Origin of the sequence: Comamonas sp. UBA7528, assembly GCF_002479375.1 — a bacterium.
GTDB lineage: Bacteria > Pseudomonadota > Gammaproteobacteria > Burkholderiales > Burkholderiaceae_C > Comamonas.
This window is the reverse complement of the sequence record NZ_DLMU01000010.1, coordinates 286,443-308,299: the sequence shown is the minus strand read 5'-3', so window position 1 is coordinate 308,299 and position 21,857 is coordinate 286,443. Positions and strand designations below refer to the sequence as shown.

The 21,857-nt window shown below is 62.7% G+C and carries 28 protein-coding genes; 25 read left to right on the top strand and 3 right to left on the bottom strand.

What is annotated here, in order from left to right; all coding sequences use genetic code 11:
- Positions 1-21: 21 nt before the first annotated feature.
- From B3349_RS14405 to ygiD, 3 genes are all read left to right on the top strand, one after another.
- A complete protein-coding gene (locus B3349_RS14405; RefSeq protein ID WP_291589717.1) occupies positions 22-561 on the top strand; it encodes a Dps family protein in 540 nt (179 codons plus the stop codon).
- Between the two features lie 78 nt (positions 562-639).
- Positions 640-1,530 (top strand): 4-hydroxybenzoate octaprenyltransferase, encoded by an 891-nt coding sequence (gene ubiA, locus B3349_RS14400; protein WP_291589714.1) that lies wholly within the window; start codon positions 640-642, stop codon positions 1,528-1,530.
- A gap of 172 nt (positions 1,531-1,702) precedes the next feature.
- A complete protein-coding gene (gene ygiD, locus B3349_RS14395; protein WP_291589713.1) occupies positions 1,703-2,575 on the top strand; it encodes a 4,5-DOPA-extradiol-dioxygenase in 873 nt (290 codons plus the stop codon).
- Positions 2,576-2,642: 67 nt separating this feature from the next.
- Here ygiD and proC read toward each other — a convergent pair whose 3' ends face one another.
- The 3 genes from proC to B3349_RS14380 form a co-directional block, all read right to left on the bottom strand.
- Entirely contained in the window at positions 2,643-3,473 is an 831-nt protein-coding gene (gene proC / locus B3349_RS14390; protein WP_291589711.1) for a pyrroline-5-carboxylate reductase, read from the bottom strand.
- A 179-nt stretch (positions 3,474-3,652) separates the two neighbouring features.
- Entirely contained in the window at positions 3,653-5,158 is a 1,506-nt protein-coding gene (gene glpK, locus B3349_RS14385; RefSeq protein WP_291589709.1) for a glycerol kinase GlpK, read from the bottom strand.
- A gap of 100 nt (positions 5,159-5,258) precedes the next feature.
- Positions 5,259-6,029 (bottom strand): DeoR/GlpR family DNA-binding transcription regulator, encoded by a 771-nt coding sequence (locus tag B3349_RS14380; RefSeq protein ID WP_291589707.1) that lies wholly within the window; start codon positions 6,027-6,029, stop codon positions 5,259-5,261.
- A 234-nt stretch (positions 6,030-6,263) separates the two neighbouring features.
- Between B3349_RS14380 and B3349_RS14375 the strand changes: the two genes are divergently transcribed.
- From B3349_RS14375 to rpsD, 22 genes are all read left to right on the top strand, one after another.
- Complete coding sequence (locus tag B3349_RS14375; protein ID WP_291589869.1) at positions 6,264-7,364, top strand: ABC transporter ATP-binding protein; 1,101 nt, start codon at positions 6,264-6,266, stop codon at positions 7,362-7,364.
- A 3-nt stretch (positions 7,365-7,367) separates the two neighbouring features.
- Positions 7,368-8,453 carry an ABC transporter ATP-binding protein gene (locus B3349_RS14370; RefSeq protein ID WP_291589705.1) on the top strand — a complete coding sequence of 362 codons (1,086 nt, stop codon included), beginning with the start codon at positions 7,368-7,370 and terminating at the stop codon, positions 8,451-8,453.
- Positions 8,450-9,343 (top strand): carbohydrate ABC transporter permease, encoded by an 894-nt coding sequence (locus B3349_RS14365; protein ID WP_291589703.1) that lies wholly within the window; start codon positions 8,450-8,452, stop codon positions 9,341-9,343. Before B3349_RS14370 ends, B3349_RS14365 begins: the two co-directional genes overlap by 4 nt.
- Positions 9,336-10,148, top strand: a complete 813-nt coding sequence (locus tag B3349_RS14360) for a carbohydrate ABC transporter permease (RefSeq protein ID WP_280011473.1) — start codon at positions 9,336-9,338, stop codon at positions 10,146-10,148. The genes B3349_RS14365 and B3349_RS14360 overlap by 8 nt, the downstream gene beginning before the upstream one ends.
- Positions 10,149-10,165: 17 nt before the next feature.
- Positions 10,166-10,474: a DUF2160 domain-containing protein gene (locus B3349_RS14355; RefSeq protein WP_291589702.1), complete on the top strand. Its 309-nt coding sequence runs from the start codon at positions 10,166-10,168 to the stop codon at positions 10,472-10,474.
- 130 nt (positions 10,475-10,604) lie between these two features.
- Positions 10,605-12,338 carry an ABC transporter substrate-binding protein gene (locus B3349_RS14350; protein WP_291589700.1) on the top strand — a complete coding sequence of 578 codons (1,734 nt, stop codon included), beginning with the start codon at positions 10,605-10,607 and terminating at the stop codon, positions 12,336-12,338.
- Positions 12,339-12,610: 272 nt separating this feature from the next.
- Complete coding sequence (locus B3349_RS14345) at positions 12,611-14,203, top strand: glycerol-3-phosphate dehydrogenase/oxidase (RefSeq protein ID WP_291589698.1); 1,593 nt, start codon at positions 12,611-12,613, stop codon at positions 14,201-14,203.
- Positions 14,204-14,631: 428 nt separating this feature from the next.
- Positions 14,632-15,000 (top strand): 50S ribosomal protein L14, encoded by a 369-nt coding sequence (gene rplN, locus B3349_RS14340; protein WP_016449173.1) that lies wholly within the window; start codon positions 14,632-14,634, stop codon positions 14,998-15,000.
- 11 nt (positions 15,001-15,011) lie between these two features.
- Positions 15,012-15,332, top strand: coding sequence for a 50S ribosomal protein L24 (gene rplX / locus B3349_RS14335; RefSeq protein ID WP_291589689.1), 321 nt, complete (start codon positions 15,012-15,014; stop codon positions 15,330-15,332).
- Between the two features lie 10 nt (positions 15,333-15,342).
- On the top strand, positions 15,343-15,882 hold the full coding sequence (gene rplE / locus B3349_RS14330; RefSeq protein WP_066541321.1) for a 50S ribosomal protein L5: 540 nt from the start codon (positions 15,343-15,345) through the stop codon (positions 15,880-15,882).
- Between the two features lie 8 nt (positions 15,883-15,890).
- Complete coding sequence (rpsN, locus tag B3349_RS14325; protein WP_066541319.1) at positions 15,891-16,196, top strand: 30S ribosomal protein S14; 306 nt, start codon at positions 15,891-15,893, stop codon at positions 16,194-16,196.
- Positions 16,197-16,216: 20 nt separating this feature from the next.
- Positions 16,217-16,612 (top strand): 30S ribosomal protein S8, encoded by a 396-nt coding sequence (gene rpsH / locus B3349_RS14320; protein WP_066541317.1) that lies wholly within the window; start codon positions 16,217-16,219, stop codon positions 16,610-16,612.
- Between the two features lie 24 nt (positions 16,613-16,636).
- Complete coding sequence (rplF, locus tag B3349_RS14315) at positions 16,637-17,170, top strand: 50S ribosomal protein L6 (RefSeq protein ID WP_066541315.1); 534 nt, start codon at positions 16,637-16,639, stop codon at positions 17,168-17,170.
- Between the two features lie 11 nt (positions 17,171-17,181).
- Complete coding sequence (gene rplR, locus B3349_RS14310; protein WP_066541313.1) at positions 17,182-17,547, top strand: 50S ribosomal protein L18; 366 nt, start codon at positions 17,182-17,184, stop codon at positions 17,545-17,547.
- A 16-nt stretch (positions 17,548-17,563) separates the two neighbouring features.
- Entirely contained in the window at positions 17,564-18,085 is a 522-nt protein-coding gene (gene rpsE / locus B3349_RS14305; RefSeq protein WP_291589681.1) for a 30S ribosomal protein S5, read from the top strand.
- Between the two features lie 13 nt (positions 18,086-18,098).
- On the top strand, positions 18,099-18,281 hold the full coding sequence (rpmD, locus tag B3349_RS14300; protein ID WP_066475638.1) for a 50S ribosomal protein L30: 183 nt from the start codon (positions 18,099-18,101) through the stop codon (positions 18,279-18,281).
- A gap of 11 nt (positions 18,282-18,292) precedes the next feature.
- The gene (rplO, locus tag B3349_RS14295; RefSeq protein WP_066541308.1) at positions 18,293-18,727 is read left to right on the top strand and encodes a 50S ribosomal protein L15; all 435 of its coding nucleotides are present in this window, start codon (positions 18,293-18,295) and stop codon (positions 18,725-18,727) included.
- 19 nt (positions 18,728-18,746) lie between these two features.
- The gene (gene secY / locus B3349_RS14290) at positions 18,747-20,063 is read left to right on the top strand and encodes a preprotein translocase subunit SecY (RefSeq protein WP_291589678.1); all 1,317 of its coding nucleotides are present in this window, start codon (positions 18,747-18,749) and stop codon (positions 20,061-20,063) included.
- Positions 20,064-20,198: 135 nt separating this feature from the next.
- A complete protein-coding gene (gene rpmJ / locus B3349_RS14285; RefSeq protein WP_003050535.1) occupies positions 20,199-20,312 on the top strand; it encodes a 50S ribosomal protein L36 in 114 nt (37 codons plus the stop codon).
- A 25-nt stretch (positions 20,313-20,337) separates the two neighbouring features.
- Complete coding sequence (gene rpsM, locus B3349_RS14280) at positions 20,338-20,703, top strand: 30S ribosomal protein S13 (protein ID WP_066541304.1); 366 nt, start codon at positions 20,338-20,340, stop codon at positions 20,701-20,703.
- A 16-nt stretch (positions 20,704-20,719) separates the two neighbouring features.
- The gene (gene rpsK, locus B3349_RS14275) at positions 20,720-21,124 is read left to right on the top strand and encodes a 30S ribosomal protein S11 (RefSeq protein ID WP_066541302.1); all 405 of its coding nucleotides are present in this window, start codon (positions 20,720-20,722) and stop codon (positions 21,122-21,124) included.
- A gap of 90 nt (positions 21,125-21,214) precedes the next feature.
- Complete coding sequence (gene rpsD, locus B3349_RS14270) at positions 21,215-21,838, top strand: 30S ribosomal protein S4 (RefSeq protein ID WP_066541300.1); 624 nt, start codon at positions 21,215-21,217, stop codon at positions 21,836-21,838.
- Positions 21,839-21,857 lie beyond the last annotated feature (19 nt).

The following is a 21,857-nucleotide window of genomic DNA, read 5'->3' as shown; positions in this document are numbered from 1 at the left end:
GCATGAAAGGAGTCCAGATTCATGGCCAAAGATTCGAGCAAGACAAGCGTTAAGAAAGACAGCAAGACCGAGGCTGTAGTAGCAGTGCCTGCTATCAATATCGGTATCAGCGACAAGGACCGCGAAGCGATTGCCAAAGGCCTGTCGCGCCTGCTGGCCGACACCTACACGCTGTACCTGACCACGCACAATTTCCACTGGAATGTGACGGGGCCGATGTTCAACACCCTGCACACCATGTTCATGGGCCAGTACACCGAGCTGTGGAATGCGGTGGACCCGATTGCCGAGCGCATCCGCTCGTTGGGCCACTTCGCCCCCGGCTCCTACGCCCAGTTCGGCAAGCTGACCAGCCTGCCCGATGTGCCCGTTACCCCGCCCAAGGCTGTGGAGATGATCCGCATCCTGGTGCAGGGCAACGAGGCCGTGGCCCGCACTGCACGCGAACTGTTTCCCCTGGCGGACAAGGCCAGCGACGAGCCCACGGCCGACCTGCTGACCCAGCGCCTGACGGTGCATGAGCAGACCGCCTGGATGCTGCGCTCGCTGCTGGAAGACTGACCGCTTCCCGCACAGACTGCTCAGTCGCAACGCCCGCTGCCAGCGGGCGTTGCGCATTTGGCGCGACAATTCCCGGCTATGACTTCCCCTGTTGCTTCCCCTGCTGCACCGGCGCGCAGCAAACTGTCGCTGTATCTGGACCTGATCCGCTGGAACCGCCCTGCGGGCTGGCTGGTGCTGGTCTGGCCCACGCTGGCAGCGTTGTGGGTGGCGGCAGACGGGTTTCCGGGCTGGCATTTGTTGATCGTCTTTGTGCTGGGCACGGTGCTGATGCGCAGCGCCGGCTGCACCATCAACGACATTGCCGACCGCGACTTCGACAAGCATGTGAAACGCACCACGCAGCGGCCCATCACCAGCGGCCAGGTTTCGGTGCAAGAGGCGGTCATGGTCGGTGTGGTGCTCGCCCTGGTGTCATTTGGTCTGGTGCTGTCGACGCGCTGGGAGGCGGTGGCCTGGTCGGTGCCGGCCGTGCTGTTCACCATCCTCTACCCGTTCACCAAGCGTTTCTTTGCCATGCCCCAGGCCTTTCTGGGCATTGCCTTCAATTTCGGCATCGTGATTGCCTTTGCAGCGGTGACCGGGGGCGTACCGCTGGCCGCCTGGGTGCTGTGGCTGGCCAATATGTTTCTGGTGCTGGCGTACGACACCGAGTACGCCATGGTGGACCGTGACGACGATCTGAAGATCGGCATGAAGACGTCGGCCATCACGCTGGGCCGTTTCGATGTGGCCGGCATCATGGCCTTCTTCGTGCTGTGCTGGGGCCTGACGGCCTGGGTGCTGGCTCCGTACCAGCTGGGCTGGCCGTTCTGGCTGGGCATGGGCGCGGCAGCCGTGCAGATCGTGTGGCACTACACGCTGATACGGCACCGTACGCGGGAAGGCTGTTTTGTGGCCTTCAGCAAAAGCCATTGGATCGGTGCCTGCATGTTTGCCGGTGTGGCGCTGGGGTTCGCGCTGCGCTGAACGGAACTTGCCGGGGCCGGCCTGGCTCCCACCTTCCAGCCAGGGTGCCTGTGGGCACCCTTTTTTCATGCCTGCAGTGCTGCGGGCACCGTGCGAAAGTGGGAAGATGCAACGCAGACAGTGGCTGGGAGCCTCCGCAGGCGCGGCGGCGCTGGCCGCAGCAGGAGTGCGCATGACCCGTACCAACGATGTGGCGCAGGCCGCCGTGCAGGCGGGCATTGCCGAGCTCAAGCCTTCGCCCCGCATGCCGGTGCTGTTCCTGGGGCATGGCAGCCCCATGAATGCCATCGAAGACAATGCCTACCGCCGCAGCTGGCAGCAGCTGGGGCAGGAGCTGCTGGCGCAGGTGGAGCGGCCGCAGTTGGTGCTGTGCATCTCCGCGCACTGGCTCACCCAGGGCGGATCGTTTCTGACCGGCATGGCCCAGCCCAGGACCATCCATGACTTCGGCGGATTCCCGCAGGAGCTGTTTGCCCAGCAGTACCCGGCACCGGGGGCCCCCCAGGTAGCCACGCAGCTGGCGGCCCAGCTGCACATGCCGCACACCCGGCAGCCCCTGGGCGTGGACCCGAACGCATGGGGACTGGACCACGGTGCCTGGAGCGTGCTCCAGCCCATGTTTCCCGACGCCTCCATCCCGGTGGTGCAACTGAGCATGGACTATAGCCGCCCGCCGGCCGAGCATTACGCGCTGGGCCAGCAGCTGCGTGCCTTGCGCGAGCGGGGCGTGCTTATTGTCGGCAGCGGCAACGTGGTGCACAACCTGCGCGCACTGCAGCGCACCCCGTCACCCCAACAGGCCTATGGCTGGGCTATGGACTTTGACCAGATGGTGGCGCGCCATGTGGATCAGGGGGACCTGGCGGGTCTGGTGGACTTCCAGCAACTGGGGCCGGTGGCGCAGATGGCGCACCCCAGCCATGACCATTACCTGCCGCTGCTGTATGCCGCCGGTGCAGTGGAGGGCGGGGAGGCCGTGCGCAGCTTCAATACCGACTACCAGATGGCGGCCATTTCCATGCGCTCCATGGTCTGGGGCGCATAGCGCCGTGCGCGCCAGCGGCGCTGCACGGTGACCGCGGCCACCGCACAGTGCGGACCACCGCGCAGACTCAACGGCCGAATTCGGCCGCCAGTTCCTGGGCGCGGGCCTCGGCCTTGCGCATGGCCTGCACAAAGTGCGCGGCCACCTGCGTGTCCTGCATGTGGGTGATAGCCGCGAAGGTGGTGCCGCCCTTGCTGGTCACACGCTCGCGCAGCACGGCAGCGGGCTCGTCGGAGCGGGCGGCCAGCTCGGAGGCGCCCTGGAAGGTGGCCACGGCCATCTGGTAGGCCTGGGCTTCGCTCAGGCCCATGTCCTGACCGGCCCGGGTCATGGCTTCCAGGAAGAAGAACACATAGGCCGGGCCGGAGCCGGACAGTGCGGTCACGGCGTCCAGGTGGCTTTCCTGTTCCACCCACATGAACTGGCCGGTGGTGCCGATCACGGCTTCCACCTGCGCGCAGCCGGCAGCATCCACATCGGCGCGTGCGAACAGGCCAGTCATGCCCTTGCCTACCAGGGCGGGCGTGTTGGGCATGGCGCGCACGATGCGGCCGGTGCCCAGCCATTGGGCGATGCTGTCAGTGGTGATGCCGGCGGCCACGCTCAGGTGCAGGGCGTGGCGGGTGTAGGGGCTGGTGGCAGCGGCCGCGTCCTTGAAGGTCTGGGGCTTGACGGCCCAGACCACCAGCTCAGCGGCTTGCAGCGCGGCGGTCGCGGCAGGCAGCGCGTCGATACCGAATTTGGCTTTCAGCGCATCGCGGGCCGCCTCGAGCGGTTCGACCACGGTGATGCTGGCGGCGGACAGGCCCTGGGCCATCAGGCCGCCAATGAAGGCGCTGGCCATGTTGCCGCCGCCGATGAAGGCGATGGAGGAAGGTTGGTTTGCGGGGGATGTCATGGAAGGCTCCGGAAAGCGAGGGGCAGCGCCCCGACTGAGGGCTTGCCCTAATCCGCTATTGTCGCGCGGCGCGTGTGGTCAAAACAGGCGCTATTCACGCAATGGCTTTAATGGCTTGGCCATGCCGTCCATTGCGGATGCCCGTTGCAGGCTGCAGACAGCGCCTGTGGGGAAATGAATCAGGCCGGGTGCGGCAGTGCCGTCTGCGCCACGGCATGCTCCCAGCGTGCCATCAGTTCCTGGGCGCGGTCATGCTCCAGGGTGGGCACAAAGCGGCGCTCGGCCTTCCACAGGGCCGACAGTTCTTCGGTGCTCTGGTACACGCCGGTGGACAGGCCGGCCAGGTAGGCCGCACCCAGCGCGGTGGTTTCCACGCAGGCGGGCCGCACCACGGGAATGCCCAGCAGATCGGCCTGGAACTGCATCAGCAGGTTGTTCACGCAGGCACCGCCGTCCACGCGCAGCTCGCTCACCGCAGCGCCGCCGTTGGCCACCGCGTCGCGGCTCATGGCCTGCAGCAGGGCCGCGCTCTGGTAGGCAATGGATTCCAGTGCTGCACGGGCAATATGTGCGATGGTGCTGCCGCGCGTCAGGCCGGTGATGGTGCCACGGGCGTCGGGCTTCCAGTACGGGGCACCCAGGCCGGTGAAGGCGGGCACCATCATCACGCCGCCGCTGTCAGGCACGCTTTCGGCCAGTTGCTGCACCTGGCCGCTGTGCTCGATGGCGCGCAGGCCGTCGCGCAGCCACTGCACCACGGCGCCGCCCACGAACACGCTGCCTTCCAGCGCAAACTGCGGCCGGGGGCTGGCCTGCGCGGCCGAGGTGGTCAGCAGGCCGTTGGCCGAGGTCTGGAACTGGCTGCCGGTGTGCATCAGCATGAAGCAGCCGGTGCCATAGGTGTTCTTGGCCATGCCGGCCGTGAAGCAGGCCTGGCCGAAGAGGGCGCTTTGCTGGTCGCCGGCCACGCCGCCGATGGCAATCTCGCCGCCCAGGATGTCAGAGGCCGTTTTGCCAAAGTCGGCTGCGGAGGGCAGCACTTCGGGCAGCAGGCTGCGGGGAATGCGCAGCGCGGCCAGCAGATCGGTGTCCCACTGGTTGGTGTGGACGTTGAAGAGCATGGTGCGGCTGGCGTTGCTGACATCGGTCACATGGCGCCGGCCGCCAGTGAGCTGCCAGATCAGCCAGCTGTCCACGGTGCCGAAGGCCAGGTCGCCGGCGTCGGCCGCCGCGCGGGCGCCGGGCACGTTGTCCAGCAGCCATTGCAGCTTGCTGCCGGAGAAGTAGGCATCGATCAGCAGACCGGTCTTTTGCTGGATGGCGTCGGCCATGCCGGCTTCGCGCAGCGCGGCGCAGATGGGCTCGGCGCGGCGGTCCTGCCAGACGATGGCATGGTGGATAGGGGCGCCGGTCTTGCGGTTCCACACCACGGTGGTTTCACGCTGGTTGGTGATGCCCACGGCGCGGATGTCGCGGGCGGTGAGGCCGGCCTTGGTCAGTGCTTCCCGGGCGGTGGCAAGCTGGGTGCGCCAGATCTCGCGCGGGTCATGTTCCACCCAGCCCGGACGCGGGTAGATCTGGGGCAGCTCCAGCTGGGCGGAAGCCACGATGCGGCCTTGCGCATCGAACACGATGGAGCGGGAACTGGAGGTGCCCTGGTCCAAGGCAAGCAGATAGGTCGTCATGGGGGAAGGATAGGTCAGAAACTGCGGCCGGCGGATAGGTGCCGCCCGCAGGAATGCCGCTGGCGCGCAAGGCGCTGCCAGGGCGGGGAGCCGAACCTGTTCAGGTCTGGTCGGCGACGGTGTATTCCACCTCGGCCTGCTCCAGCAGCGGAATGAAGTGCGGGGGCGGGGGGGCGTCCGTGAACAGGCGGTCTACCTGCTGCAGCGTGGCCATCTGCACCATGGCCTGGCGGTCGAACTTGCTGTGGTCGGCCGCCAGCCACAGTTCGCGCGATTGCTGGATGATGGTCTGCGCCACCTTCACCTCGCGCAGGTCGAAGTCGCGCAGCGAGCCGTCGGCCTCGATGGCGGAGATGCCGATCACCGCAATGTCCACCTTGAACTGGCGGATGAAATCCACCGCCGCCTCGCCCACGATGCCGCGGTCGCGCGTGCGCACCACGCCGCCGGCGACGATGACTTCACAGTCCGCATTGCTGCTGAGGATGGCCGCCACGTTCAGGTTGTTGGTGATGACGCGCAGTCCCTGGTGGCGCAGCAGGGCCTTGGCCACCGCCTCCGTGGTGGTGCCGATGTTCAGGATCAGCGAGCAGCCATTGGGAATGGCCTGGGCAATGGCCTGGGCGATGCGGGCCTTGCCTTCGGCATGCATGGTCTGGCGCTGCGGGTGGGCGATGTTCTCCACCGTGGCGCTGGGCATGCGCACGCCGCCGTGAAAGCGCACCAGCAGGCCCATGTCGGCCATCTTCTGCACATCCCGGCGCACGGTCTGCAGCGTGACCCCCAGGATGTCGGCGAGTTGCTCCACCGTGGCGGATTGGCGTTGTCGGACTTCTTCGAGCAGCTGCAGTTGGCGGGGGTTGGAGTTCACGGCGCAAAGGGGCAAAGGTTGGGAAACGGGCGTATGCAGCACTTTATAGCGCAGGCAGCAGGGTGTTGCGGCTTGTTTCGTTATGGTCATCGAAGTCAAACGAACCATGCCTAGGGTATTTTTCTATGGGTTCGGCAGGCAAAAGAACAAAAATGCATCCATCCGAAAGCAAGCAAGGGCTTTCAATCACACGGAAGTACACATTTGCTCCGCAGCCGGAGCAGAGAGGTGGCGATGCAGCTGGAGCTGGAGAACGTGGCGCAACGTGTCGGGGGGCAGACATGGCTCTACCCGCTGAACCTGACGTTGCAAAGCGCCGCCGTGACCGTGCTGCTGGGGGCCACCCAGGCCGGCAAGACCAGCCTGATGCGCATCATGGCCGGGCTGGATGCGCCGACCAGCGGTCGCGTGCGGGTGGATGGCCGGGATGTGACCGGCATGCCGGTGCGCCAGCGCAACGTGGCCATGGTCTACCAGCAGTTCATCAACTACCCGTCGATGACGGTGGCGGACAACATCGCCTCCCCGCTGAAGCTGCGTGGGGACAAGGAGATTGACCGCAAGGTGCGTGCGCTGGCCCAGCGCCTGCACATCGACATGTTCTTGGACCGACTGCCGGCCGAATTGTCGGGCGGCCAGCAGCAGCGTGTGGCGCTGGCCCGCGCCCTGGCCAAGGACGCACCGCTGATGCTGCTGGACGAGCCCCTGGTGAACCTGGACTACAAGCTGCGCGAAGGCCTGCGCGACGAGCTGACCCAGCTGTTTGACGCTGGCCGTTCCACCGTGGTCTATGCCACCACCGAGCCGGGAGAGGCCCTGCTGCTGGGCGGCTACACCGCGGTGCTGGATGCCGGCGAGCTGCTGCAGTATGGGCCCACGGCCCAGGTCTTCCATGCGCCGCAGTCGCTGCGGGTGGCGCGGGCCTTCAGCGATCCGCCGATGAATCTGGTGGCCGTGGAGGTGGAAGGTGGCGGGCAGCAGGTCGCCTTGCCGGACGGGACCCGGCTGGCGCTGCCCCAGCCGCTGCGCCAGCCCGCAGGGACGGCCATGCTGGGGGTGCGTGCCAGTGCCCTGGCCTTGCGCGCCCGGCCCGGCGATGTAGCGCTGCAGGGGGTGGTGCACCTGGCGGAAATTTCGGGTTCCGACACGTTTGTGCATGTGCAACTGCCCTGGGGGGACTGGGTGGCGCAGCTGACCGGGGTGCACAAGGTCGGGCTCAATCAGCCTGTCAGCGTCTATCTGTCGCCGGCGGATTGCTATATCTTCGAGCGTGAGTTGCCCGGTGGCAAAGGCGGCGCCTTGCTGCAATTGCCGGTGTCCGAGGCGGGGGGCTGAACCATGGCCCGCATCACCCTGGATCTGGCCCATGCCTACCGTCCCCATCCGCAGCAGGACAGCGACTACGCCTTGCTGCCGCTGCAGATGGATTTTTCCGATGGCGGGGCCTACGCGTTGCTGGGCCCGTCGGGCTGCGGCAAGACCACGTTGCTGAACATCATGTCGGGCTTGCTGACGCCTTCGCATGGCAAGGTGCTGTTCGATGGCCGCGATGTCACGCAGGACAGCCCGCAGCAGCGCAACATCGCCCAGGTGTTCCAGTTTCCGGTGATCTACGACACCATGACGGTGGCCGAGAACCTGGCGTTCCCGCTGCGCAACCGCAAGGTGCCCGAGGCCGAGATCCGCCAGCGCGTGGGCGTCATCGCCGAGATGCTGGAGATGAGCGGCCAGCTGAACCAGCGTGCCGCCAATCTGTCGGCCGATGCCAAGCAGAAGATCTCGCTGGGCCGGGGGCTGGTGCGTGCCGATGTGGCCGCCGTGCTGTTTGACGAGCCGCTGACGGTGATCGATCCGCACCTCAAATGGCAGCTGCGGCGCAAGCTCAAGCAGATCCACCAGGAGCTCAAGCTCACGCTGATCTATGTGACCCACGACCAGGTCGAGGCGCTGACCTTTGCCGAGCAGGTGGTGGTGATGTCGCGCGGCCGGGTCATGCAGGTGGGTGCGCCCGACGCGCTGTTTGAACATCCGCGCCATGCCTTTGTGGGGCACTTCATCGGTTCGCCGGGCATGAATTTTCTGCCCGTGCAGTGCCGGGAGGGTGGGCTGTGGGTGGGAGAGCGCCGCATACCGGTGGCGCCAGCGCTGCAGGCGCAGCTGGCCGATGGAGAGCCACTGCAGCTGGGCGTGCGGCCGGAATACCTGCGCCTGGCCTTGCCGGACGCGGCCGGTGCGGTGCCGGCCCAGGTCCAGCGGGTGCAGGACGTGGGCACCCACCTGATGCTGACCGCCGGCATCGATGGCCACACGCTGAAAGCCCGCTTTGCCATTGGCACACCGCTGCCGGCCGTGGGGCAGGGGGTCTGGCTGCAGCTGGTGGGTCCACACACCTGCTACTACCGCAATGAGGAGCTGCTGGCATGAGCACATCCAACAAACCGGTCAACCAGCGGGCGTGGTTGCTGATCCTGCCGGTGATCGTCTGCGTGGCGTTTTCGGCCGTGCTGCCGTTGATGACGGTGGTGAACTACTCGGTACAGGACATCATCGATCCCGAGCGCCGCGTGTTCGTGGGCACGGAATGGTTTGCTGCCGTGCTGCGCGATGAAGAGCTGCACGCCGCGCTGTGGCGACAGATCACCTTTTCGCTGGCCGTGCTGCTGGTGGAGATTCCGCTGGGCATTGCGCTGGCGCTGTCCATGCCGGCCCAGGGCTGGAAGGCTTCGGCCGTGCTGGTGGTGGTGGCGCTGTCGCTGCTGATTCCGTGGAACGTGGTGGGCACCATCTGGCAGATCTATGGCCGCGCCGACATCGGCCTGCTGGGCGCCACGCTCAACGGCCTGGGCATTGATTACAGCTACACCGGCAATGCGGTGGACGCCTGGCTGACGGTGCTGGTGATGGATGTGTGGCACTGGACGCCGTTGGTGGCGCTGCTGTGCTATGCCGGTTTGCGCTCCATACCCGATGCCTACTACCAGGCGGCACGCATCGACGGGGCCAGCAAATGGGCGGTGTTCCGCTTCATCCAACTGCCCAAGATGCGCGGGGTGCTGATGATTGCTGTGCTGTTGCGCTTCATGGACAGCTTCATGATCTACACCGAACCCTTCGTGCTGACCGGTGGCGGGCCGGGCAATGCCACCACGTTCCTGAGCCAGTACCTGACGCAGAAGGCCGTGGGCCAGTTCGACCTGGGACCGGCGGCTGCGTTCTCGCTGATTTACTTTCTGATCATCCTGCTGCTGTGCTTCGTCCTCTACAACTGGATGCAGCGCGTGGGCACCGGCAATGCGGAGGTGGGCCATGAATGAACGCCGTTTCCACAAGCGCAGCATCTTTCTGGTCCTGTACCTGGTGTTTGCGGTGCTGCCCATCTACTGGATGGTCAACATGAGCTTCAAGACCAATGAGGAGATCGTTGCCAGCTTCACGCTGTGGCCGCAGCACTTCACCTGGGGCAATTACCGCACCATCTTCACCGACCCTTCCTGGTACTCGGGCTACATCAACAGCATGATCTATGTGGCCATCAACACGGTGATCGCGCTGACGGTGGCACTGCCAGCTGCCTATGCCTTTTCGCGCTACCGTTTTCTGGGCGACAAGCATGTGTTCTTCTGGCTGCTGACCAACCGCATGACGCCGCCGGCGGTGTTCCTGCTGCCGTTCTTTCAGCTCTACACCACCATGGGCCTGATGGACACGCACATGGCCGTGGCGCTGGCGCACCTGCTGTTCAACGTGCCACTGGCGGTGTGGATTCTGGAAGGTTTCATGAGCGGCATTCCGCGCGAGATCGACGAGACGGCCTACATCGACGGCTACAGCTTTCCGCGCTTTTTCCTCACCATCTTTCTGCCGCTGATCAAGGCCGGTGTGGGCGTGGCCGCATTCTTCTGCTTCATGTTCAGCTGGGTGGAGCTGCTGCTGGCACGCACCCTGACCAGCGTGAATGCCAAGCCCATCGTGGCCACGATGACGCGCACCGTGAGCGCATCGGGCATGGACTGGGCCACGCTGGCGGCGGCGGGGGTGCTGACCATCCTGCCGGGGGCGGTGGTGATCTGGTTTGTGCGCCACTACATCGCCAAAGGCTTTGCCATGGGCCGCGTGTAACGCGGCAGGAGACCCCTATGTTCAGTTGGATGGTCTGGACCACCCCGGTGGCCGTATTTTTTAGCTGCATCGCACTGATGCTGGTGGGCATGACGGTGTGGGAAATCAGCAGCCCCACGGTGCAGCGCAAAGGCTGGCTACCGATCGAAACCACGCGCGGGGATCGCCTCTTCATCGGTCTGCTGCTGGCGGCCTACATCAACCTGGCGTGGGTGGGTCTGGGCGAGAAGATGGTGCAGTGGTTTGCGCTGGAGCAGGAGCCTTCGGTGTGGATCAGCTTTGTGCTGTCCATGCTGGCGCTGGCGCTGGTGATGCGCAAAGGCTGACGGAATGGTGGTGGAGGCGCTGCGGGTGCAGCGCCGCTGCCCAGCGAACAGGTCTGGCCCGATCCTCCCCCGTGGCCGGGATCCATGTGACGGCGGGGAGCGCTTGCAAACACACCAACAGGAGACAGCTATGAACGTGCAATTTCGGGCCATTGCCTTTGCCGCTGCGGCACTGGTAGCAGGCCATTCCGCCTGGGCCGGTGAAGCCGAGGCCAAGAAATGGGTGGACAGCGAATTCCAGCCCAGCACCTTGAGCAAGGACCAGCAGATGGCCGAGATGAAATGGTTCATCGACGCGGCCAAGAAGCTGCAGGCCAAAGGGGTGAAAGAGATTGCCGTGGTGTCCGAAACCATCACCACGCACGAATACGAAAGCAAGACGCTGGCCAAGGCCTTCACCGAAATCACCGGCATCAAGGTGACGCACGACCTGATCCAGGAAGGCGATGTGGTGGAGAAGCTGCAAACCTCCATGCAGTCGGGCAAGAGCATCTACGACGGCTGGATCTCGGACTCCGACCTGATCGGTACCCACTACCGCTACGGCAAGATCATGAACCTGACCGACTACATGGGCGGCGCCGGCAAGGAGTGGACCAATCCCGGCCTGGACCTGAAGGACTTCATCGGCATCAGCTTCACCACCGCCCCGGACGGCAAGGTCTACCAGCTGCCCGATCAGCAGTTCGCCAATCTGTACTGGTTCCGCGCCGATCTGTTCGAGCGCAAGGACCTGAAGGACAAGTTCAAGGCCAAGTACGGCTACGACCTGGGCGTGCCGCTGAACTGGAGCGCCTATGAAGACATTGCCGAGTTCTTCACCAACGATGTGAAGAACATCGATGGCAAGCCCATCTACGGCCACATGGACTATGGCAAGAAGGACCCGTCGCTGGGCTGGCGCTTCACCGATGCCTGGCTGTCCATGGCCGGCGCGGCCGACAAGGGCATTCCCAACGGCATGCCCGTGGACGAATGGGGCATTCGCGTGGCGGATGACAAGTGCACGCCGGTGGGGGCCTCGGTCTCGCGGGGCGGGGCCACCAATTCGCCGGCCGCGGTCTATGCGCTGACCAAGTATGTGGACTGGATGAAGAAGTACGCACCCAAGGAGGCCATGGGCATGACCTTTGGCGAATCCGGTCCCGTGCCGGCCCAGGGGCATATTGCGCAGCAGATTTTCTGGTACACCGGATTCACGGCCGACATGACCAAGCCAGGCCTGCCGGTGGTGAACGCCGATGGCTCGCCCAAGTGGCGCATGGCCCCCGGTCCCAACGGTCCGTACTGGAAGCAGGGCATGCAGAACGGCTACCAGGACGTGGGCAGCTGGACCTTCTTCAAGAACCATGATGCCAACCGCACGGCGGCCGCATGGCTGTATGCGCAGTTTGTGACGGCCAAGACCACGAGCCTGAAGAAAACCATTGTGGGACTGACGCCGATCCGGGAGTCCGACATCCGCTCCAAGGCCATGACCGATATGGCGCCCAAGCTGGGCGGGCTGGTGGAGTTCTACCGCAGCCCGGCCCGTGTGGCCTGGACGCCCACCGGCAACAACGTACCCGACTATCCCAAGCTGGCCCAGCTGTGGTGGAAGAATGTGGCCCAGGCCGTGACGGGGGAAAAGACGCCCCAGGCCGCCATGGACACGCTTGCAGAGGAAATGGACCAGGTGATGGCCCGCCTGCAGCGCGCCGGCATGGCCCAGTGCGCGCCCAAGCTCAACCCCAAGGGGGACCCGGCCAAGTGGCTCAGCGACCAGCATGCACCGTGGAAGAAACTGGCCAATGAAAAACCGAAGGGCGAAACCATTGCCTACGACAGCCTGCTGAACGCCTGGAAGAACGGCAAGGTGCGTTGAGTGGGCCTGCTGCCTGCACACCAGTGGCAGGCAGCAGCGCCAGGCTGGCTGGGCGTGTGCCATGGTGCAGCCCTGTCTGCAGTACGGCGCGGCGACGCCGTTTCTTTTTCGTATTGTGAATTTTTTCTGTGTAACGAGCAGAAGCGAAACAAAATTTCGCGCAAAACGCGCACTAAAAACGAAAAAGAGCGAAAATTCTGTCTGCCCCCCTGGGTTTTTCCGTGGCGCAGCAGTTGTGCCCCTGCGGGAAGGCCTTCACCAGATTTTTGCCCATGAACACCACCGCCCCCCAGTCTACCGACCGCGCCGCCCTGCTGGAGCGGCTGGCACAGCCCGAAACCTATGATCTGGCCATCATCGGCGGCGGTGCCACCGGCCTGGGCACGGCGCTGGATGCCGCCGCACGCGGCTTCAAGGTGGTGCTGCTGGAGTCCCATGACTTTGCCAAGGGCACTTCCTCGCGCGCCACCAAGCTGGTGCACGGCGGTGTGCGCTATCTGGCCCAGGGCAATATCGCCCTGGTGCGTGAGGCGCTGCACGAGCGCACCACGCTGTTGCGCAACGCGCCCCACCTGGCGCAGCCGCTGGCGTTCGTGATGCCGTCCTACCGCCTGCTGGACACGCCGTTCTACGGCGCCGGCCTGAAGATGTACGACGCGCTGGCCGGCAAGGACGGCCTGGGCCGCACCGAATTCCTCAGCCGCGACAAGACCTTGCGCTTCCTGCCTACGGTGCGCGGCGAAAGCCTCAAGGGCGGCGTGAAGTACTGGGATGGCCAGTTTGACGATGCACGTCTGGCGCTGGCGCTGGCCCGCACGGCCGTCGCCAAGGGGGCGTTGCTGGTGAACTACTGCCCGGCCAAGGAACTGGTGCACGAAGCCGGCAAGGTGGCCGGGGTGGTCTGCGAAGACGCCGAAACCGGCCGCCGCTTTACCGTCAAGGCGCGTTGCGTGGTCAACGCCACCGGCCCCTGGGTGGATTTGTTCCGTCAGCAGGACGCCGAGCTGCTGGGCAAGCCGGTCAAGCCCATGGTGGCGCCCAGCCAGGGCGTGCACGTGGTGGTGGACCGCGATTTCCTGCCCTCGGACCATGCGCTGCTGGTGCCCAAGACGGCCGACGGCCGTGTGCTGTTTGCCGTGCCCTGGCTGGGCAAGGTCATCCTGGGAACCACCGACACGCCCCGCAACGACCTGGCGCGGGAGCCGCAGGCCTTTGCCGAAGAAATCGAATTCATCCTGCGTGAAGCGGGCAACTACCTGAGCCGCCGACCCACGCGGGCCGACATCCGCAGCATCTGGGTGGGTCTGCGCCCGCTGGTGAAGCCGCAGGACGATGACGGCGAGAACACCAAGAAGATCAGCCGCGAGCACACGGTGCTGACCAGCAAGTCCGGACTGGTGACTGTGACCGGCGGCAAATGGACCACCTACCGGGCCATGGCCGAGGATGTGCTGGCCGAATGCTTCAGCCAGCACCTGCTGGATCCGCGTGCCGGTGGCGTGACCGTGCACCTGCCGTTGGTGGGGGCGCCCGCCGCAGGCGCCGTGCGCCACGGCATGAATGCCGCCCAGGGGCTGCACAGCTATGGCACCGAGGGGGAGGTCGTGCAGGCGCTGCCCGGTGCCGGTGTGGAGCTGGTGCCCGGTCTGACCGAGGCCATGGTGCGCTTTGCCGTGCGCTTTGAATACGCGCGCACGGTGGAAGACATGCTGGCGCGCCGCAGCCGCCTGCTGTTCCTGGACGCCCGCCAGGCCGCTGCCGTGGCGCCGCGCGTGGCCGAGATCCTGCAAGAAGAGCTGGGGCAGGATCCTCGCCTGGAAGATTTCCTGGCACTGGCGCAGCAGTACCTGCCTGCCGGCGCCTGAGGGCAGGGCGCCCGCGGCGGCGGTCCCGGGTGGCCGTTGCTGCGGCGTTCTCCGTCCAAGCCGTACCCCGCAAGCCGCTTCGGAATGGAGCGGCTTGTGCGTTTCTGGCTGGCTGTTTCGCGCCTCTTTTAGCGCAAGCGCTTTGTTGCAACGGTCGCGACAGCTATGGTTTTTGGGGTGTTTCGGCGCCGGTGCGGGAGGCATTTGCGCAACAGGGGAGTGCCTGGCTAAACGCTTGACGCATAAAGGAATTTCTGCGACAATCCCAGGCTTCACATGTAAAAGTGTGAGCTTTCTGCCCAGCGGGAAGCCTTTCGGAATGGTCCGAGAGGTGGACGACGGGCCCAAGACTGACCGGCTGTTTTGTTCAGCCCTTGAGAAGTTCTCTGGGGCTGTCGAGATTGCTGGAGCAAGTTGGGAATATTGAAATGATCCAAACAGAATCTCGTTTAGAGGTTGCCGACAACACCGGCGCGAAGTCTGTCCAGTGCATCAAGGTGCTGGGCGGTTCTCATCGTCGCTACGCAAGTGTTGGCGACATCATCAAGGTGAGCATCAAAGAAGCCGCTCCGCGTGGCCGCGTCAAAAAAGGCGAGGTCTACAGCGCTGTGGTGGTGCGCACTGCCAAGGGCATCCGTCGTGCTGACGGTTCGCTCGTGAAGTTCGACGGCAATGCCGCCGTGCTTCTGAATGCCAAGCTGGAGCCTATCGGCACCCGCATCTTTGGCCCCGTGACCCGTGAACTGCGCAATGAGAAGTTCATGAAGATCGTGTCCCTGGCCCCTGAAGTTCTCTAAAGGAATAGCACATGAACAAGATTCGCAAGGGCGACGAAGTCATCGTGTTGACTGGCCGTGACAAGGGCAAGCGTGGCGTCGTTTCGCTGCGCAAGGATGACTCCCACCTGGTGATCGATGGCATCAACCTGGTGAAGAAGCATGTCAAGCCGAACCCCATGAAGGGCACCACTGGCGGCATCGTGGAAAAGGCCATGCCTATCCACCAGTCCAACGTGGCTATCTTCAATGCTGCGACCGGCAAGGCCGATCGCGTGGGCATCAAGGTGAACGCCGACGGCACGCGTGCTCGCGTGTTCAAGTCCAGCGGCGCCGAAATCAAGGCTGCCTGAGGAGTAACACATGGCACGACTGCAAAAACTCTATCGCGAAAAGATCGCGGCTGAACTGAAAGAAAAGTTCGGCTACACCTCCGCTATGGAAGTGCCCCGTCTGACCAAAATCACCCTGAACATGGGTGTGAGCGAAGCCGTGGCCGACAAGAAGGTGATGGACAACGCCGTGGCTGACCTGACCAAGATTGCTGGTCAGAAGCCTGTGGTGACCAAGGCCAAGAAGGCTATCGCTGGTTTCAAGATCCGCGAAGGCCAGGCTATCGGCTGCATGGTGACCCTGCGTGGCGTCCAAATGTACGAATTCCTGGACCGTTTCGTCACCGTGGCTCTGCCCCGCGTGCGTGACTTTCGTGGTATTTCGGGCCGTTCGTTCGACGGTCGCGGCAACTACAACGTTGGCGTCAAAGAACAGATCATCTTCCCTGAAATCGAATACGACAAAGTGGATGCTCTGCGTGGTCTGAACATCAGCATCACGACTTCGGCGAAGAACGACGAAGAGTGCAAGGCACTGCTCGCTGCGTTCAAATTCCCCTTCAAGAACTGAGGCAGCGCATGGCTAAGAAAGCTTTGATCGAGCGCGAACTGAAGCGCGAAAAACTGGCCGCCAAGTACGCTGCCAAGTACGCAGAATTGAAGGCCATCGCCGGCGACGCCAAGCGTTCCGACGAAGAGCGTGATGCAGCCCGTCTGGGTCTGCAAAAGCTGCCCCGTAACTCGAACCCCACTCGCCAACGTAACCGTTGCGAAATCACGGGCCGTCCCCGTGGCACATTCCGTCAATTCGGTCTGGGCCGCGCCAAGGTGCGTGAAATGGCCTTTGCTGGTGATATCCCCGGCGTGACCAAGGCCAGCTGGTAAGCAAGCAGGAGAGATACAAGATGAGCATGAGTGATCCTATCGCCGACTTGCTGACCCGCATCCGCAACGCCCAAATGGTGTCCAAGGCCACCGTGTCGGCTCCTTCCTCCAAAGTGAAGGTTGCCATTGCACAAGTGCTGAAGGACGAGGGCTATGTTGACGGTTTCGAAGTCAAGACCGAAGACGGCAAGTCTGAACTCGTTATTACCCTGAAGTACTACGCTGGTCGCCCTGTGATCGAGCGTATCGAACGTGTGAGCCGTCCTGGCCTGCGCGTGTACAAGGGCAGCAACGCAATCCCCCAGGTCCAGAACGGTCTGGGCGTGGCCATCGTCACCACTCCCAAGGGCGTGATGACCGATCGCAAAGCACGTGCTACCGGTGTCGGCGGCGAAGTGCTGTGCTATGTGGCCTAACGGACATTAAGGAGAAATACTGAAATGTCTCGCGTAGCAAAAGCTATTGTGACCATCCCCGCTGGCGTGGATGTGTCTTTGAATGCTGACTCCATCAAAGTCAAGGGCAAGGGCGGCGATCTGTCCCTGGCCATGAACGCTCTGGTGGCTATCAGCAATAACGACGGCAAGCTGTCGTTCGCACCCGCTAATGACTCCCGTGAAGCTGACGCTCTGGCCGGTACTTTCCGCCAGCTGGTCAACAACATGGTCAAGGGCGTGACCGAAGGCTTCGAAAAGAAGCTGTCGCTGATCGGCGTGGGCTACAAGGCCGCTGCACAAGGTTCCAAGCTGAACCTGGCTGTGGGCTTCTCGCACCCCGTCAACTTCGAGATGCCTGCCGGCATCACCGTTGCTACCCCCACTCCGACCGAAATCGTGATCAAGGGTGCTGACCGCCAAGTGGTGGGTCAGCTGGCTGCTGAGATCCGCGCCGTTCGTCCTCCCGAGCCTTACAAGGGCAAGGGCATCCGCTATGTGGGTGAGAAGGTCGTGATCAAAGAGACCAAGAAGAAGTAAGGAGCTGCAATATGTTGACCAAGAAAGAGCAGCGTCTGCGTCGTGCACGTCAAACCCGCATTCGCATTGCACAGCAAGGCGTGGCGCGTCTGAGCGTGAACCGCACCAACCTCCACATCTACGCCTCCGTGGTTTCGGAAGACGGCACCAAGGTGCTGGCTTCGGCCTCCACTGCAGAAGTCGAAGTGCGTTCGCAAATCGGCGCCGCAGGCAAGGGCGGCAACGTGGCTGCCGCCACGCTGATCGGCAAGCGCATTGCTGAAAAGGCAAAGGCTGCTGGCGTTGAGAAGGTGGCTTTCGATCGCGCTGGTTTCGCATACCACGGCCGCGTGAAGGCCTTGGCTGAAGCCGCTCGCGAAGCGGGCCTGCAGTTCTAAGCGGAGCGGATAGAAAATGGCAAAGTTTTCCCCCAAGGTGCAAGACGAAGGTCGTGACGACGGTCTGCGCGAAAAAATGATCGCGGTGAACCGCGTCACCAAGGTTGTGAAGGGCGGTCGTATCCTCGGCTTCGCTGCACTGACCGTGGTTGGCGACGGTGATGGCCGCGTGGGTATGGGTAAGGGCAAGTCCAAGGAAGTGCCCGCAGCCGTGCAAAAGGCAATGGAAGAGTGCCGTCGCAATCTGGTGAAGGTTTCGCTGAAGAGCGGCACCATCCACCACTCTGTGATGGGTCACCACGGTGCTGCTCGCGTTGAGCTGCACCCCGCACCCAAGGGTACCGGCATCATCGCTGGCGGCCCGATGCGCGCTGTTTTCGAAGTGGTCGGTATCACCGACATCGTGGCCAAGAGCCACGGCTCTTCGAACCCCTACAACATGGTTCGCGCCACGTTCGACGCTCTGCAAAACGCTACGACCCCTTCGGAAGTGGCTGCAAAGCGTGGCAAGTCGGTTGAAGACATCTTCACCGCCTGATCGGAGTTAGCACATGACAACGCAACAAACCGTGAAGGTGCAATTGGTGCGCAGCCCCATTGGCACCAAGCAAGATCACCGCGCTACCGTGCGCGGTCTGGGTCTGCGCAAGCTGAATAGCATCAGCGAACTGAAGGACACCCCTGAAGTGCGCGGCATGATTAACAAGATCGCCTACTTGGTGAAGGTTCTCTGAAAGGATTGATGATGGAACTCAATAGCATCAAGCCTGCAGACGGCGCCAAGCACGCCAAGCGTCGCGTGGGTCGCGGTATCGGTTCTGGTCTGGGTAAGACCGCCGGCCGTGGTCACAAGGGTCAGAAATCGCGTTCGGGCGGCTACCACAAGGTGGGCTTCGAAGGCGGTCAAATGCCTCTGCAGCGTCGCCTGCCCAAGCGTGGCTTCAAGTCGCATCTGCTGAAGTTCAATGCAGAAGTGACCCTGTCCGCTCTGGAGCAACTGGGTCTGGCTGAAGTTGATCTCGCCGCACTGAAGCAAGCTGGCCTGGTGCCCGCTATTGCTCAGGTGGTGAAGGTCATCAAGAGCGGCGAAATCAGCAAGGCTGTGAAGCTGAGCGGTATCGGCGCTACTGCTGGTGCCAAGGCTGCCGTTGAAGCTGCCGGTGGCAGCTTCGCTGAATAAGATCTGAAAGAAGACATCCGTGGCTACTAGCGCAGCGCAAATTGCAAAAACTGGCAAGTTCGGTGACTTGCGTCGCCGACTGGTTTTTCTGCTGCTCGCGTTGGTCGTGTACCGCATCGGGACTCACATCCCGGTGCCGGGAATCGACCCTGCGCAGCTGCAACAGCTGTTCAATGGCCAGCAAGGCGGTATCCTCAATCTGTTCAACATGTTCTCGGGCGGCGCCTTGTCGCGCTTCTCGGTGTTCGCTCTGGGGATCATGCCGTACATCTCGGCATCGATCATCATGCAGCTGATGTCTTATGTCATCCCGACATTCGAACAGATGAAGAAGGAAGGTGAGGCGGGTCGTCGCAAGATTACCCAATACACCCGCTATGGCACTTTGGGCCTGGCAATCTTTCAATCCCTGGGTATTGCAGTCGCTCTGGAAAGCCAAGCAGGTCTGGTGTTTGCGCCAGGCATCGGTTTCCGCCTCACGGCGGTGGCCAGCCTGACAGCCGGCACCATGTTCCTGATGTGGTTGGGTGAGCAGATCACTGAACGTGGTCTGGGCAACGGCATCTCCATTCTGATCTTTGCTGGTATCGCCGCAGGCCTGCCCAGCTCGATCGGTGGATTGCTGGAGCTGGTGCGCACCGGTGCCATGAGCATTCTGGCCGCGATCATCATTGTTCTCGTGGTGGCAGGCGTGACGTATTTCGTCGTGTTTGTCGAGCGAGGCCAACGAAAGATCCTGGTGAATTACGCACGCCGTCAAGTCGGCAACAAGGTGTATGGTGGCCAGTCTTCGCACTTGCCGCTGAAGCTGAACATGGCAGGTGTGATTCCTCCCATCTTCGCTTCGTCCATCATCCTGCTGCCCGCAACGGTGGTGAACTGGTTCAGTGCAGGGGAGTCCATGCGCTGGCTGAAGGACATCGCAGGTGCTCTGACCCCCGGTCAGCCCATCTACGTGATGCTCTACGCAGCCGCCATCATCTTCTTCTGCTTCTTCTACACCGCCCTGGTTTTCAACAGCCGGGAAACTGCGGACAACCTGAAGAAGAGCGGCGCCTTCATCCCCGGGATTCGTCCTGGTGACCAGACGGCTCGCTACATTGACAAGATCCTGGTGCGTTTGACACTGGCTGGTGCTGTCTACATCACCTTTGTGTGCTTGCTGCCCGAGTTCATGATCCTGAAGTACAACGTTCCGTTCTACTTCGGTGGTACATCGCTGCTGATTATTGTGGTGGTGACCATGGACTTCATGGCACAGGTGCAAAACTACATGATGTCTCAGCAGTACGAGTCACTGCTGAAGAAGGCCAACTTCAAGACATCTGGCAATTAAGCAAGAAATGGTCTATCCTTGCGGGTTCGCCCGTAAGGTGCCCCAACCTCGTGAAGAGCCCTGCGCAATTCTTGTCGGTCACAGGCAGTGCCCAGGACAAGAAAGAGCTCGGATGAAAAGTTTTAGGAGAATGAAATGAGAGTTTCGGCTTCGGTCAAGAAAATCTGCCGCAACTGCAAGATCATCCGCCGCAAGGGTGTGGTGCGCGTGATCTGTACCGACCAGCGCCACAAGCAGCGCCAAGGTTGATTGAAAGTATTAGAGGACTACTAATATGGCACGTATCGCCGGCATTAACATCCCGCCGCACAAGCATGCTGAAATCGGCCTGACCGCCATCTTTGGCATTGGTCGTACCACTGCACGCAAGATCTGCGAAGCATGCGGCATCGATTACTCCAAGAAGGTCAAGGATCTGACTGACGCTGATCTGGAAAAGATCCGCGACCAGCTGACTCCCATGACCCTGGAAGGTGACCTGCGTCGCGAGACCACGATGAACATCAAGCGTTTGATGGACATCGGTTGCTACCGTGGTTTCCGTCATCGTCGTGGCCTGCCCATGCGTGGTCAACGTACCCGCACCAACGCTCGCACCCGCAAGGGTCCGCGCAAGGGCGCAGCGGCTCTGAAGAAGTAAGGATTGAGAGATCACTATGGCAAAGTCTCCTTCTAACAACGCAGCTCAACGCGTGCGCAAGAAAGTTCGCAAGAACATTTCTGACGGTATCGCTCACGTGCACGCTTCGTTCAACAACACGATCATCACCATCACCGACCGCCAAGGCAACGCTCTGTCGTGGGCCTCGTCGGGTGGCCAGGGCTTCAAGGGTTCGCGCAAGTCGACTCCCTTCGCTGCTCAGGTCGCTTCGGAAGTGGCCGGCCGTGCTGCTATCGAACAAGGCATCAAGAACGTGGACGTGGAAATCAAGGGTCCCGGTCCTGGCCGCGAATCTTCGGTCCGCGCCCTGGGTGCTCTGGGTATCCGTATCACTTCCATCTCGGACGTGACCCCGGTTCCCCACAACGGCTGCCGCCCTCAAAAGCGTCGTCGTATCTAATCTGTACTGAAGACCACCGCCGCCCGGGGTGTTTCACCCCTGGCGGCTCCCGTGCGTTATTGGCACGGTAGATGAAACAAAGGAAATCAAGTGGCACGTTATACCGGCCCCAAGGCCAAACTCGCCCGCCGTGAAGGCACCGACCTGTTCCTGAAGAGCGCTCGCCGCTCCATCGCGGACAAGGCCAAGTTCGACTCCAAGCCCGGCCAACACGGTCGCACCTCGGGTCAGCGTACGTCTGACTTCGGTCTGCAACTGCGTGAAAAGCAGAAGGTCAAGCGCATGTACGGCGTGCTGGAAAAGCAATTCCGCCGCTACTTCGCTGAAGCCGATCGCCGCCGTGGCAACACCGGCGCCATGCTGCTGACCCTGCTGGAAAGCCGTCTGGACAACGTGGTGTACCGCATGGGCTTCGGCTCCACCCGCGCTGAAGCACGCCAACTGGTGTCGCACAAGGCCATCACCGTGAACGGCAAGTCCGTGAACATTCCTTCCTTCATGGTCAAGGAAGGCGACGTGGTCGCTCTGCGCGAAAAGTCCAAGAAGCAAGCCCGCGTGGTCGAAGCCCTGCAACTGGCTTCGCAAGTTGGCTTCCCCGCTTGGGTGGAAGTGAGCCTGGACAAGGCTGAAGGTACCTTTAAGAAGGCTCCTGACCGCGACGAATTCGGCGCCGACATCAACGAATCTCTGATCGTTGAACTGTACTCGCGTTAATTTTCCCGGTTTTTAGCAA

Coding starts and splice junctions, on each gene's coding strand:
- B3349_RS14405 (WP_291589717.1), top strand. CDS start 22: ATGGCCAAAGATTCGAGCAAGACAAGCGTTAAGAAAGACAGCAAGACC.
- ubiA (WP_291589714.1), top strand. CDS start 640: ATGACTTCCCCTGTTGCTTCCCCTGCTGCACCGGCGCGCAGCAAACTG.
- ygiD (WP_291589713.1), top strand. CDS start 1,703: ATGACCCGTACCAACGATGTGGCGCAGGCCGCCGTGCAGGCGGGCATT.
- proC (WP_291589711.1), bottom strand. CDS start 3,473: ATGACATCCCCCGCAAACCAACCTTCCTCCATCGCCTTCATCGGCGGC.
- glpK (WP_291589709.1), bottom strand. CDS start 5,158: ATGACGACCTATCTGCTTGCCTTGGACCAGGGCACCTCCAGTTCCCGC.
- B3349_RS14375 (WP_291589869.1), top strand. CDS start 6,264: ATGCAGCTGGAGCTGGAGAACGTGGCGCAACGTGTCGGGGGGCAGACA.
- B3349_RS14370 (WP_291589705.1), top strand. CDS start 7,368: ATGGCCCGCATCACCCTGGATCTGGCCCATGCCTACCGTCCCCATCCG.
- B3349_RS14365 (WP_291589703.1), top strand. CDS start 8,450: ATGAGCACATCCAACAAACCGGTCAACCAGCGGGCGTGGTTGCTGATC.
- B3349_RS14360 (WP_280011473.1), top strand. CDS start 9,336: ATGAATGAACGCCGTTTCCACAAGCGCAGCATCTTTCTGGTCCTGTAC.
- B3349_RS14355 (WP_291589702.1), top strand. CDS start 10,166: ATGTTCAGTTGGATGGTCTGGACCACCCCGGTGGCCGTATTTTTTAGC.
- B3349_RS14350 (WP_291589700.1), top strand. CDS start 10,605: ATGAACGTGCAATTTCGGGCCATTGCCTTTGCCGCTGCGGCACTGGTA.
- B3349_RS14345 (WP_291589698.1), top strand. CDS start 12,611: ATGAACACCACCGCCCCCCAGTCTACCGACCGCGCCGCCCTGCTGGAG.
- rplN (WP_016449173.1), top strand. CDS start 14,632: ATGATCCAAACAGAATCTCGTTTAGAGGTTGCCGACAACACCGGCGCG.
- rplX (WP_291589689.1), top strand. CDS start 15,012: ATGAACAAGATTCGCAAGGGCGACGAAGTCATCGTGTTGACTGGCCGT.
- rplE (WP_066541321.1), top strand. CDS start 15,343: ATGGCACGACTGCAAAAACTCTATCGCGAAAAGATCGCGGCTGAACTG.
- rpsN (WP_066541319.1), top strand. CDS start 15,891: ATGGCTAAGAAAGCTTTGATCGAGCGCGAACTGAAGCGCGAAAAACTG.
- rpsH (WP_066541317.1), top strand. CDS start 16,217: ATGAGCATGAGTGATCCTATCGCCGACTTGCTGACCCGCATCCGCAAC.
- rplF (WP_066541315.1), top strand. CDS start 16,637: ATGTCTCGCGTAGCAAAAGCTATTGTGACCATCCCCGCTGGCGTGGAT.
- rplR (WP_066541313.1), top strand. CDS start 17,182: ATGTTGACCAAGAAAGAGCAGCGTCTGCGTCGTGCACGTCAAACCCGC.
- rpsE (WP_291589681.1), top strand. CDS start 17,564: ATGGCAAAGTTTTCCCCCAAGGTGCAAGACGAAGGTCGTGACGACGGT.
- rpmD (WP_066475638.1), top strand. CDS start 18,099: ATGACAACGCAACAAACCGTGAAGGTGCAATTGGTGCGCAGCCCCATT.
- rplO (WP_066541308.1), top strand. CDS start 18,293: ATGGAACTCAATAGCATCAAGCCTGCAGACGGCGCCAAGCACGCCAAG.
- rpmJ (WP_003050535.1), top strand. CDS start 20,199: ATGAGAGTTTCGGCTTCGGTCAAGAAAATCTGCCGCAACTGCAAGATC.
- rpsM (WP_066541304.1), top strand. CDS start 20,338: ATGGCACGTATCGCCGGCATTAACATCCCGCCGCACAAGCATGCTGAA.
- rpsK (WP_066541302.1), top strand. CDS start 20,720: ATGGCAAAGTCTCCTTCTAACAACGCAGCTCAACGCGTGCGCAAGAAA.